This window comes from Burkholderia sp. Bp9031 (genome assembly GCF_003857965.1).
Taxonomy (GTDB): Bacteria; Pseudomonadota; Gammaproteobacteria; order Burkholderiales; family Burkholderiaceae; genus Burkholderia; species Burkholderia ambifaria_A.
Window position 1 is genome coordinate 70,256 of record NZ_QTPW01000026.1, and the last position, 12,420, is coordinate 82,675.

Here is a 12,420-nt window from a genome sequence, read left to right on the forward strand (position 1 = left end):
TTCTCCTTGCGCCACGCGGTCAGTGTCGATGGCGGTGATGAATGTCCGGGAAATGCGCGTGACTGTGCGTGATCGGCAGATGCACGTGCGGATGTGTGTGCGGCTCGTTGCCGTCGTACGGAAAGTCGTGCGTGTGCTGATGATGTTCGTCATGCCGATGCCGGTGCGTATGCTCGAGCCGCTCGTGCGCATGTTCGTGTTCGTGCCGTTCGCGCACGTGCAGCCAGATGCCGAGCGCCATCAGCGCGGCCGCGATCCAGAACGTGGCGGACGGCAGCGCCGGCCAGATCAGCAGCGACAGCACGACGCCGAATAGCGGTGCCACGGAAAAATACGCGCCCGTGCGCGCACTGCCGAGATGACGCAGCGCGACGACGAATAACACGAGACTGATCCCATAGCCGCCGAGGCCGGTCAGCATCGCGGCGGCCGTCGCCGGAACGGCGGGCAGCGACGCGCCGGCCGCGAGTGCGATGCCGATATTCACGGGCCCGGCGACCAGCCCTTTCACGCACGCGATGACCATCGCATCGTTCGCGGCGACCTTGCGAGTCAGGTTGTTGTCGATTGCCCAGCACAGGCATGCGCCGGCGATCAGCAGCGCGCCGACCGGCACGCCCGCGCGCCCCGGCACCCACGACAGCAGCGTGCCGCCGGCGACGATCGCGACCATGCCGAGAAACACCTGGAGATCCACGTTCTCGCGAAACACGACCCACGCGATGACCGCCGTCAGCACGCCTTCGAGATTGAGCAGCAGCGCACTCGTCGCGGCCGGGGTGCTCGACAGCCCGAGCATCAGCAGCGCCGGGCCCGCGACGCCGCCGGCCGCGATCGCGCCGGCGAGCCACGGCAGGTCCGCGCGTTGCAGCGGCGCGGCATCCTCGGCCTGCGCGCGCTTGCTGCGCAACTCGCGCAGCAGAATCCCGATCGCAAGGCCGATCCCGCTGCCGAGATAGAACAGGCCCGCGACCATGAACGGCGACATCGCGCCAATCAGTGCCTTGGCGATCGGCGTTGCGGCGCCGAACAGCGCGGCGGCGGCGAGCGCGACGAGAATCGCGGAGTGTCTCGGGTTCATGATGCGATCTTTGCGCAGGGCGTTGGGCGTATGGAGTGGGTGAGCTTCATGCGATGCCGTGGCCTGTACGGTTTGCCGATGGCGTTCAATTTCGGGGAATGCAGGGCGCGTCACGTCGGCTTTCAGGCACCTGTCGCGTCATGCGTCGTCGGCAATGTATGGCGGCCGACGGTCCCGGCCAGGAGATTATCGCGTTTGTGTCGCGGGTCGCCAACTGGTGGCTGGGTGGCCCCGCAGCAGTGGCGGCCAGCCCTGATACCGCACGTCGGTCTCGTGACCATGTCAGTCCTTCGCGCCTGACAACGGCGCATGCGAGACAGAAAGGCGTGGGAGTGAATGCAACGCTTCCTCTGCAATTCCATTACATTAGGAAAACGAATTATTTGAATGAAAAGGGAATAGGTTCGTGATGCACACTGCCTCGTTCGATTTCGGTCGCCATGCTCGGTCGGCACAAGCGATGCATTGCGCAAGTCGTGTCGGCCGCCGCGCTTTCATCGCCGATTCGATCGACAGTTCAATGCAGGCTGGATGATGACAGACTGGCGATGTCGCCAGCGGAGGCAGTCCCGACCCGCCCCGAGCGGGGACAGGTCGGTCTGTCACGTGATGCGCTGCACGCGTGGTGCAGGCAGGCCGTCACCGCACGGTCGCGCGGCGACGCATCGCGCGTTACTCGCTCGCGGCCGTTTGCTGCTCGGCCTGCGGTGCTGCATCGGCCGGTGCTTCCGCGGTTGCCGGCTGCGGCGCGGCGGCGGCGGCCTGCGCTTGCGCCTTCGGCTGCTGCGGTGCACCCTTCGCCGCTTGCGCGCCGCCCTTGCCGCCCGGACGGCGCGACTTCAGCCGGCGCGCACGCGCCGCGTCGTCGTGCGTCACGCGCCCGGCTTCGTTACCTTGCAGGTCGACCCGCACCGCGTCTTCGACGAGACACGACCAGTAACGATTGCCGCGACACCACGTGGACATCGCCTCGCGCAGTTCGGCCTCGCTCAGGCCGACCGCCTGCGCTTCGCGGGCGAGGTCGTCCCAGATACCGACCTTCAGCGGCACCTTCGGGGCCGGATTCTTCGGGAACGCGCTCGGGAACCGGCGCTGCAGTTTCCCGATCGCGACGATGACTGGATCGACCGGCGTCGACGGCTTCGACGGCTTCGCCGCAGCGGGCTTGGCACCGGACGGCGCTTTGGCCGCGGCACCCGATTTGGCCCCACGAGCGGGACGATCGCCGGACTTCGGCTTCGCGCCGGCGTCCGGTTGAGCAGCCGGTCGCTTCGCGTTGCGCTCCTGCTTGGCCTTGGCTGCGAGCTGCGCCCGCAATTCGGCAAGTTGTTCAAAACCCATAAATTCAATCCACCAGGAATATAAGGTGTGGTTCGTGCAAGCCATTCCGCACGTCGGCGTTTCGCCGCATCGCCTGCGGCGTGCTGCACCGATGCGTAATATTGCGGGGCCGCATCGCCACAACCGCTGTTTCAGGCACCCGGCCACGATGCCGGACAAAGGCAGGAGTGGAAGTATACCGGTACATGCGGCAGTCGGTTGACTCACCGGTTCGCATTTGACGGATCCGGAGCGCGGGCGATGCATCCGCGCGGTCGCGTTGCGCATTATGGCGACGTTTTCGACAGGTTTCGACACACGCGTTACGTAGTGTCGCTTTCGGCACATTCGGTTTGGGTGCGCGGGTCACGCATTGCATCGGTTATTCCACAGTACGGAATGACAAGCGATGGTGCAGGCAGCGAAGACACCGACGCTTGCGGACTCGCACCGCCCGACAGACCGGGCCTTCGCGTACGATCCGTGCGGCGTGGTGGCGTGCGCATCGATCGCTACCGGTATTCAATTAGTTGCGTCCGCACCGATCACCGATCGTACGGCTGCGCCGGAAAATGCGTAGTATGGCCGGATCGATATCGTCGGCAGTCTGTCGCGGCCGGTTTCACGCCGCGCGGGTCGGCCGATGATCGCTGTTGAATGCAAAGAGACCCCGGTTGTACGAAACGGAGCGGATATATGAATCCCCGGCACGACCTCCCGCGCGACGGCATTACGCGCGAAGAGATTCACCATAGGCAGATCGACATGCGCGGCTATCGGCGCAGCGACGGCCTGTTCGAAGTCACGGCCTGTCTCGCGGACCGCAAGACGAGCGATTTCACCCCGCCGGGCGGCACACGCACGGTCGCGGCGCTGGCTCCGATTCACGATCTCGGCGTGACGCTGGTCTTCGACGCCGACATGATCGTGCGCGCGGTATCCACGTTCATCAAGTCGCATCCTTATGCACAGTGTCCGGGCGGCGGCGACACGCTGCAGGCCCTCGTCGGACTGCGTATCGGTGCCGGCTGGAACAGCGAGGTCCGCAAGCGCCTGCCATCTTGCGACACGTGCACCCATCTGAAGGAAATTCTCGGTCCGGTCGCGACAGCGGCCTATCAGACGATGGTCGGCATGCGTCCGCCGTCGCTGAATGACCGCGACGGCGACGGAAAGCCGCTCAAGATCGACAGCTGCTATGCGTATGGCGCTTCGCGCGATCTCGTGAAAAGCCTGTGGCCTGAATACCATCAGCCGATGGTGTCGGCCAAGGGTGGCTAGGACATCGATACCCGACCGGTGCCGCTGCTGCGCAAGGCGATGCGGGCTAGCGGCGATGTTGCGCGAGAGGTGCGTGTCGCCCGGACTTGGTGCGATTGGAGACCGCTCGGCAAGCGTCGCACTCCGGTCCTTGCGTGCGGCCGTGGCCCCGCTTCGACCGCGTTGATCGCCGATAATCAGAACACGCCGAGCGCGAGCCCCGCAGCAAGACCGGCACCGATTTCCGCGCAGCGCGCGAGATCGTCGCTGTCGATCGTCTTCGGCGCGAGGATGCGCTCCGGCGTCTGCGCATGGGTACAGACGATCAGGCCGGGCGCCACATTCCTCAGCCGCCAGCCGGTCGCGATCCGGTCGATCTGGCGCAGCGCGTTCTGTCCGTCGCTGCCCGCGCAGATCATCACCGCATACGGGCGGCCGTTCACGCGATCGAGCACCGCGTAGTAGCAGCGATCGAAGAAATCCTTCATCAACCCGGACATCGCGGCGAGATTTTCCGGCGTCGCAAACAAGTAGGCGTCGGCGGCGAGCACGTCGTCCGCGCTCGTCGCATCCGCACGCTGCAACCTGACGTCGACGCCGGATTGCTCGCGTGCGGCAGCGGCGGCCGCTTCGGCCATCTGTTGCGTGCCTCCGGTCATCGTGTGATAGACGATCAACAGCGTCTTCATCGGTGTTCACTCACGTTCGGTTTCATATGCGCCCGTCACACGGGTCGGTACGGCTCAAACAGGCTCATGTCGACGTGTGTGCCGGCCCTGCGTCGCCCATAGGCACCAGGCGCTTTCTTCCAGGCGGCAGATGCATCACGCACGCGCAAATCGGCGCGCCCGTTCCGCGTCGCGCTTCGCACGACGCGCGGTCAGCCCTGCCCGGCACCTGACGCACCGGTGTGGTCCGGACGCGCGTAGTACGCAAGAAACATGTCGGCCGCCGTTTCCGCGACCTTCTGCTGTTCCTGCGCGCCCAGCGGCGGCTGGCCCATCGTCACCTGCGGCCAGAACGCGAATGCTTTCACGATCCCGTGCAGCTGATGTGCGGCGAATGCGGGATCCGTCGCCGACAGCCGGCCGGCCGCCGCTGCCGCACGAATCCAGACCGTCACGTCTTCTTCGCGCTCGCCCATGCGTTCGACCATGTCGCGCGCGCGCTCCGGTGAATGGATGGCCGCGCCGATCGCGACGCGTGCGAGCGCGAGAAACGCTTCGTCGTTCAGCAGCCGCAGTTTGCGGCTCAACAGCGCGAGCAATTGATCGCGCAACGGCACGTCGGCGCAGTAGGCCGGCGCGCCGGCGGTCAGTGTCGCGTCCCACAACTGATGCAGGATCGCTGCGAACAATGCTTCCTTGCCGGGGAAGTGATTGTAGACAGTGCGCTTCGACACGTCGGCGCGAGCGGCGATGCGATCCATGCTGGTCGCGTCGTAGCCGGCCGCGCGAAATTCCTGGATCGCGGCGGCGAGAATCGCCGCGCGCTTCCGATCGGTCAGGCGCTGGGGGGAAGAGCTCGTATCCATTAAAAAATTTTACACCGGCGAGTTTACTTTTCCCAGGGATAAACTACACTGCTTAGTGTACTTTTATTTCCGGACGAATCGACATGGCTTCGCCTCTCGTTTTTCTTCATCGTGTATTGGGTTTCGCCGCCGCCAGGCGTGGCCGCACGCTATCCGGCGAGTCGCCGCAGCACAACGGCGAACGTTTCAGCAATGTCGCGCCGCGACCGGCCGAAGGCTTCGCCAAGATGCTCGGCATTGCATGGAACATGCTGGTCAACAAGCCACGCAACACGATGCCGACAGGCGCATTGCCGATCGATTCGCTGACGCGCGAGCAACTCGACGCGGCCCCCGACCGCAGCCTGTATCGGCTCGGGCATTCGACGCTGCTGTTGAAGCTGCGCGGTGAGTTCTGGCTGACCGATCCGGTATTTGCCAAACGCGCATCGCCGTTTCGACGCGTCGGCCCCAAGCGCTTCCATGCGCCGCCGATTGCGCTCGAGGATCTCCCGCCGTTGCGCGGCGTAATCCTGTCGCACGATCATTACGACCACCTCGACCGTGACACGGTACTCGCGCTTGCGGCCACGACTGGCGTGTTCATCACGACGCTGGGCGTCGGCGACCGTCTGATCGAATGGGGTATCGACGCCAGGAAGGTGCGTCAGCTCGACTGGTGGCAAAGTGTCGACGTCGACGGACTGACCCTGACCGCGACACCGGCGCAGCACTTCTCCGGGCGCAGCCTGTTTGACGGCAACAGCACGCTGTGGGCGTCGTGGGTCATCGTCGACGACGATCTGCGGGTGTTCTTCAGCGGCGACACCGGTTACTTCGACGGCTTCCGGACAATCGGCGAACGCCTGGGTCCCTTTGACGTGACGCTAATCGAGACCGGAGCATACGACCCGCAATGGCCGTACGTACACATGCAGCCGGAGGAAACCATGCAGGCGCATCTCGACCTGCGCGGTCGCACGCTGATACCGATTCACAATGGCACGTTCGATCTCGCGATGCATCGTTGGCAGGAACCGTTCGAGCGCGTCACCGCGTTGGCAATGGTGCGAGGTGTCGATCTGTCGACGCCCAGGATGGGCGAACGGCTCGATCTGAATGAGCCACATCGCGGCGAACGGTGGTGGCGAACCGTCGATGACGCAGAAAAGATACGCGCAGCGAAAGTCAGTCGGTGGCAACCTTGCGCATCGCAAGCAGCGGAGTAAGGTCGCCGGTCGCCCGCGCTTCTGGTTGGAAGCGGGGCGACGGCTTTTTCCTCACGGCACGGGGGTTCGGCGACAAACTAACCGATTGATGATCGGTGACGCCAATCGTCAGCCCGGAAAGCAGATGTTCGGCGTCGGCCGAATGCTCGGGCCGACGACGGTGATGCCTTACTCCTCTCGACGCAGATTCCGAATTCGTCCACGCCTCGATCGTCCCCTGAGGCTGCGGCGGCGATCATCTCAGGCTGTCTACGGAGTTGTCTTTCGCTCAACGCCGTCCTTGGATGCCCTGTAGATTCAATATAGCCAGGCACAAGCCTCGACCTCTCCCGACATCTGTCAATTTCGCCATCCGGCAAGCGCGTTGTCACGTGACAACTGGAGATGGAGAGGAACCATATCTAGCGAACTCCTCTGGCCTGGTCAGCGTGATGTACCAAGTCGCTGGTGCGTCGGCCAGGCTGCGTGCTTCGGAGCATCTGGAACGTATTATTTACTACAAAATACGTTATCAATGACACATTTTGGCATCGGGCATCGTTGCCTTGAACCGATTTCCCGCGCGAGCTTCATGCGCCCCCATTTTGCATGTTGATCACGTTCATTTTGCGTGAAACAACATGAAGAAAGTGGCACAACCTATTGCTGGACAAGGGTTTACGAAGACACCCCATTTTTCTGAAATGTTTCACGCCCCGCGGATTCGTGTCGTCGTGGATCACCAAACATGTGAATTCGCCTTGGATAGAGGAATCGCACGACGATGCTGGGTAGATCCGATGCCGGTGCCGACCTCCATCACTCGTTGATACAACAAGCTCCGAATATCCGCCCCTCCCCTGCCCTCATTGCCGTTGCAACGGCAGACGTCCGTTCGCGGAATTTAATGGGGCCATATCATTAATCCGGAATCCCAACCGGCAGCCGTATTGAGGTTGTGCGCTCGCACCGATCAGAAACGCCTATCGGGAAAGCACCAGCCAGTCTGACCAGTTGGTGGGAATTCAGCTTGCGCACACATCTCGGCTCGAGAACGGGGGCCTACGCCGATATCCCACTGGTCATTTCGGCGTGACACCGCAGTGGTTGTCACGTGACAACCACTCAGCCTGCATGGCGCATACACCAGCGACGTGACGCAACTACAACCACGTGGATATCCCCGGATTCCTTCATGTTAGTAATCTCTACAGTGGCCCCGCTGAGGCAGAGGATGTCCGTCCACTATCGCCCGATGAGGTTGTCACGTAACAACCCGCAGTCGCAGTCGCAGTCGCAGTCGCAGTCGCAGTCGCAGTCGCAGTCGCAGTCGCAGTCGCACGAGCACGAGCACGAGCACGAGCACGAGCACGAGCACGAGCACCAGCACCAGCACCAGCACCAGCACCAGCACCAGCACCAGCACCAGCAGTTACATTTGGACTCAGACTGCAGCAACTAGGAAACAGGATCTGACGGAATCACAACCACATGTCGAATCTGCATGATTCCGTCGATACAGATTTACTGTCCCTGGTCAGCCTTGTCGACTTGTCACGTGACAACCGCAGATTCCGATGCCGTTCAGGCTAGCCAAGTCGTTAGCAAACGGCACCAGCGATTTCAGAAGAAGAACGAAACCGTGCTTCGAATCTCCACTGCGATTCCTGGTCGCTTCTCAACGCAGAGCACTCTATTTAGCGTCTTCTATATCGAATGATATTTTCGTCAGTTTTTATTTTTCATTCTATTTCAAGCAACAAATAACCTGTTGACCACTTGGTCGGCTTGTCACGTGACAATTGCATCAATCAGCAAACTCATTTCGTCATCTAATACTTTTCTGGACTTTCGAGCAATAACTGCATATATTATGCAAAACTCCTTGGAGGAATTTAATGGCTTTCAAGATCGCCGTCAGCAATCAAAAAGGTGGTACTGGAAAGACGACCATCTCTGTCAATATCGCAGCGGCCTTCGAGGCCGGCGGCAACAAGGTCGCGTTGATCGATGCCGACCCTCAAGGCACGTCAGTCAGATGGGTGACGAGCGGCGAAAATACGCTCCCGATGACAGTGCTGTCGTTGGCCCCCGCCGGTCGCGGAATTGGCGGCGAGATCAAGAAGCAAGACTCGAATTTCGATGTGATCGTCGTTGACTGCCCAGGCAACCTCGAAGATCCGCGCATCGCGTCCGTGCTCGAAGTCGCCGATTTCTGTCTCGTGCCGCTGTCTCCGTCGCCGGCCGACCTGTACAGCACCGTCGCGATGATTCGCATGATCGAGTCGATGCGTGCCGTTCGTAACCCGAATTTATCTTCCGCGCTGATGCTGAATAGCGTCAATGGAAAAACTAAAATGCGTGAAGAAATTTTAAAAATTCTAAGAGCTGAAGAAATAGGGGAGCATCTGCTCGACAGCCAGATCGCGCAGCGCGAGGTCTATCGGCAGACATTCGCTCTCGGCACCACGATCCATCATCACAATCGATACCTGAAGGGACTGAAGGAAGCCCGCGCGGAAATCGAGAGATTGGTCACCGAAATGGCCCAATACATCGCGTCGACGCGCGCTACCGGAGCCGCTCATGGCTAAGGACACCTCGAAAGACAAGAAGCCGACCGGCAACCTGCATCTCGCCGCCGGCCTGCTGCGCGGGCTCGCGCAGGAAAATGCGGCGCTGGAAACACGCCTGCCCGAGCCGGCGCCCGCATCGAATCCCGCTGCCGAAGCGGCCGCCCCCGTCGGGCCGAGCGCGGCCACGCCCGCCGATGCGCCGGATCTCGGCGCGCCGCAGAAGGTCGCGGTCAAGGATTGCATCCCGAACCCGTTCAACCCGCGCGTGTTCTATTCGGAGTCGAGCCTGCACGAGCTCGCGCTGACGCTGAAGCGGGAAGGGCAGATCGAGCCGATCAAGGTCACGCGGCTTCCGGAATTTCCCGGCAAGCTCGTCGTGATCGACGGACAACGCCGCTTGCGCGCGACGAGCATCAACGGCGACGAGACGATCAACGCGACGTTCCGCACGGACCACACACCCGAGCAGCTCTATACGATCGCGTATCGCGCCAACCACGACCACGAACGCCAGACGATCTTCGACGATGCAGTCGCGTGGAAGCGTCTTCTTGACGAAAAGGTCTTCCCCGACCAGAACACGCTCGCGGAGAAGATCGGCAAGGACAAGGCATCGATCAGCAAGACACTGTCGCTGAACGCACTGCCAAATACACTGCTCGAGCGGATGGCCAGCGCGAACGACGTGGTCGGCCTCCAGGCGGCGTACTTCCTGAAACTGATCTTCGAGCGCTTGGGCGAACCGGCTGCCGACCGTCTGCTCACGGCGGTGATCGACCGGAAAAAGTCGGTACGCGACCTCGAGAATTTCCTGCGCGCGCAGAGCGACGGCAACAAGAAGACGGGGCGCACGCGCTACAGTGTGCGTCACGATTTCGCGCTCGAATCGCGCGCGATCGGTCAGCTGAAGACCTATCCGGACGGACGCCTGGATCTGCAGCTGAAGGGCGTCGATGCGTCCCACCAGGAATCGCTCGCCGACCGGCTCAAGACAGTGATCGACGCGTACGTCGCTGAACTCGCGGTAGCCGCGCAAAAGTAAGCGCCCAAAGCAAAGGCCTCGCACCTGCACGACACCGCGCAGCCGGATAAAGTCCGGTGCACGACGCATGCCCGGCTGCGAGGCCTTGATCAGTTGGTCGCGAGACTGCTTTTCAGCAGGAATTCCAGCAAGTCGTCCGAGGTCGGTTCGCCCCAGGTATCGAGCGCCAGCCACCGGAAGAAACTGGTTTGCGCCAGCTTGCTCGCCTTCTTCTTCGGCGACAGCGTGAGATCCTTCGAACCGGCCACCGTCTCGTTGTAGCGCTCGATCAGCTTGGTCTGGTCGTCGATCTCCAGCTCGCGGAAATACGCACCCGCTTCGTCGACCTTCGCGGCCAGATATTTGTCGCGAATCTGTTCCTGCTTGCTCTGCGCGGATTCCTTCGCCGGCGCGGCCGTTTCGGTCCCCTGCCCCTCGGCCAGCGTATAGCCGTGCGTCAGCGCCTTGCGGAAATATGCGGCCACGTTGTCGACCGGCGCCGCGTTCTTCTTCGTAGTCCGATTGAGCGTATAGGCGATCGCCGCCTTGATGCGCTGCACGCCGTACTGCGTGATCAACCGGCGTGCTTCCGAACGCGGGATGCCGAACTTGGCGACTTCGTCGACAAGCGCTTCGTTCTTGACGTCGCCTTCCTCGACCATATCCGCGCTTTGCTTGCGCGTCACCTTGAACTGCACGGCCTCCACGCTGCGACCTGACTTGTGTTCGATCAGCTCGAGCGTGTGGTCGGAAACTTCGTTTACCTCCTGAATACACGGCACCAGGACCTTGCTCTTGAAGAGCTTGTACTCCTTGTACGACTGAGATGCCTTGTCCTGACCGAGAATGAGATCGCGGAATTTCGGCAGCGGAATCTTCGCCGTGATGCCGATCCCCTCGTAGCGCACCGTATTTTCCCAAAGGGCGAGCGAGTGCGAGCGCCGAAACTCGCGCGCGATCCGCATATCGATGAGTGCGTAGATCTCCGGATTGAGCAGCTCGCTGCGAATCTGGTCGGAGAAGCTGTACTTCAGCACCGATTGCTCGAGCTCGGCCCCGGCGAGGAGGCCGGACGCCTTCCACACCGTCGAGCGGTCTGCGGCAAGGTAGTCCCAGTTGACGACAGTACTGATCAGCGAGTTGACCGTATCCTTCACGTACTTCGTATTGTTGCTGTTCAACCCGCTCTCGTGCGAGAGCGCCGCGATCGAGATCGAGAAGCTCGTCCGGCCGGGCTCGAACGCTTCCTGACGAAGGGCGTTCTTGATCAGCGAGCTGAACATCTTGCGCTGCTGCAGGCCGATCTTTCCGGACTTCGGAGCGATATGAATGGCCTGGACCGCCTTGCGCAGCAGATCGGGAGGCTCGGGCGTCTGAAATAGCGAAACCTGCTTGTCGGAGCCTTTGATTGCGGGCTTACGCGGCATCGTGATGTCCGGAGAAGGTGACCGTGTTGATGGCGGACTTTATACCTTTTCGGTCCCACGAGCAACGCCTCTTTCTACAGCATTACATTCGATATCGCCGCTAACCTCTCGTCACAAAAGGGAAATTCCTTGTTTTCATGACTGTGCAATGCCCCATATCCATATACCTTTCGGCCAAAAATAGCTCCCAAATCCTGCTACCTGAGCGGTTCGCAACGAAGAACCGGCACGAGACTTGCCCTACAGAAGGTACCCATTCATGGGAAACAATCGACCGGAACGGGATTTTGCGAACCTGATTCGTGATGCCCTGCAACACGATCCGCATGCTCCCATAACAGGCTACCTTCAACGCTCCCCATGGATGGGTACCTGTCGAAATCCGCAGCCTTGCCGTTTTGTCTTCATACGTACCCGGCAAACGAAAAGAACCACCATAAACGACTACCTTCAGATTCCCCCACAGAAGGCAACCTTTCCTCCACCCCGATCCTGTTTATGGGACTCCACTCTTCGAGGGCAGATCAATATGAGATCATCTGGTCTGTGCAGGCACCCATAAACGACTACCTGAAATCCATCCCATAACCGGCAACCCGACATGAAATGCTGTGCTGGGCGCCCCGGACGGATCCGCAAGAGCGCACCATAAATGGCTACCAATAGATTTCCCCATAGAGGACTACCTGAAGCGTTTTTGGTCTGAAATCCCATAACAGACTACGCGTGCCCCATATCCACACCCCGGGTTTCCCACAACACGGTACCCAATTCCCCAAATCCACAGACCTGAAACCCCATACTCTTCCGCCTGTGCCCCCATAAATGGGTACCGAACACCTGTCAAACCCTTACCAGACAAGGCTGTGAGCCCTCTAAAAGTAGTTAAAGAAGTAAACGTCGTTTACCAAAGATGTAAACACACGTGTGTCTGTGCAGAAAAACAACCCCCATAAACCGCTACCAAAGCACGTCTGCAGCGCTCGATAGGCACAGCAATCCGGTTCCTCGGCC

The 12,420-nt window shown here is 61.1% G+C and carries 10 protein-coding genes; 5 read left to right on the forward strand and 5 right to left on the reverse strand.

What is annotated here, in order from left to right:
• Nucleotides 1-19: 19 nt before the first annotated feature.
• Nucleotides 20-1,081, reverse strand: coding sequence for a DMT family transporter (locus tag DIE15_RS27210; RefSeq protein ID WP_124834804.1), 1,062 nt, complete (start codon nucleotides 1,079-1,081; stop codon nucleotides 20-22).
• A gap of 672 nt (nucleotides 1,082-1,753) precedes the next feature.
• The gene (locus tag DIE15_RS27215; RefSeq protein ID WP_124834805.1) at nucleotides 1,754-2,422 is read right to left on the reverse strand and encodes a ProQ/FinO family protein; all 669 of its coding nucleotides are present in this window, start codon (nucleotides 2,420-2,422) and stop codon (nucleotides 1,754-1,756) included.
• A gap of 675 nt (nucleotides 2,423-3,097) precedes the next feature.
• Between DIE15_RS27215 and DIE15_RS27220 the strand changes: the two genes are divergently transcribed.
• The gene (locus tag DIE15_RS27220) at nucleotides 3,098-3,682 is read left to right on the forward strand and encodes a DUF2889 domain-containing protein (RefSeq protein ID WP_057928745.1); all 585 of its coding nucleotides are present in this window, start codon (nucleotides 3,098-3,100) and stop codon (nucleotides 3,680-3,682) included.
• 176 nt (nucleotides 3,683-3,858) lie between these two features.
• Here the strand turns inward: DIE15_RS27220 and DIE15_RS27225 are convergent, their stop codons facing one another.
• Both DIE15_RS27225 and DIE15_RS27230 read right to left on the reverse strand, forming a co-directional pair.
• Nucleotides 3,859-4,350 carry a flavodoxin family protein gene (locus DIE15_RS27225; protein ID WP_057928744.1) on the reverse strand — a complete coding sequence of 164 codons (492 nt, stop codon included), beginning with the start codon at nucleotides 4,348-4,350 and terminating at the stop codon, nucleotides 3,859-3,861.
• 191 nt (nucleotides 4,351-4,541) lie between these two features.
• Nucleotides 4,542-5,195, reverse strand: a complete 654-nt coding sequence (locus tag DIE15_RS27230) for a TetR/AcrR family transcriptional regulator (protein ID WP_057928743.1) — start codon at nucleotides 5,193-5,195, stop codon at nucleotides 4,542-4,544.
• A gap of 83 nt (nucleotides 5,196-5,278) precedes the next feature.
• Between DIE15_RS27230 and DIE15_RS27235 the strand changes: the two genes are divergently transcribed.
• The 4 genes from DIE15_RS27235 to DIE15_RS27250 all read left to right on the forward strand — a co-directional run bounded on the left by DIE15_RS27235 (nucleotide 5,279) and on the right by DIE15_RS27250 (nucleotide 10,000).
• Nucleotides 5,279-6,403: an MBL fold metallo-hydrolase gene (locus DIE15_RS27235; RefSeq protein WP_124834806.1), complete on the forward strand. Its 1,125-nt coding sequence runs from the start codon at nucleotides 5,279-5,281 to the stop codon at nucleotides 6,401-6,403.
• Nucleotides 6,404-7,616: 1,213 nt separating this feature from the next.
• Complete coding sequence (locus DIE15_RS37185; protein WP_185734558.1) at nucleotides 7,617-7,844, forward strand: hypothetical protein; 228 nt, start codon at nucleotides 7,617-7,619, stop codon at nucleotides 7,842-7,844.
• Between the two features lie 436 nt (nucleotides 7,845-8,280).
• Complete coding sequence (locus tag DIE15_RS27245; protein WP_057928740.1) at nucleotides 8,281-8,976, forward strand: ParA family protein; 696 nt, start codon at nucleotides 8,281-8,283, stop codon at nucleotides 8,974-8,976.
• Nucleotides 8,969-10,000, forward strand: a complete 1,032-nt coding sequence (locus DIE15_RS27250) for a ParB/RepB/Spo0J family partition protein (RefSeq protein WP_057928739.1) — start codon at nucleotides 8,969-8,971, stop codon at nucleotides 9,998-10,000. The genes DIE15_RS27245 and DIE15_RS27250 overlap by 8 nt, the downstream gene beginning before the upstream one ends.
• Before the next feature lie 89 nt (nucleotides 10,001-10,089).
• Here the strand turns inward: DIE15_RS27250 and DIE15_RS27255 are convergent, their stop codons facing one another.
• Nucleotides 10,090-11,406, reverse strand: coding sequence for a replication initiation protein (locus DIE15_RS27255; protein ID WP_057928738.1), 1,317 nt, complete (start codon nucleotides 11,404-11,406; stop codon nucleotides 10,090-10,092).
• Between the last annotated feature and the right edge of the window lie 1,014 nt (nucleotides 11,407-12,420).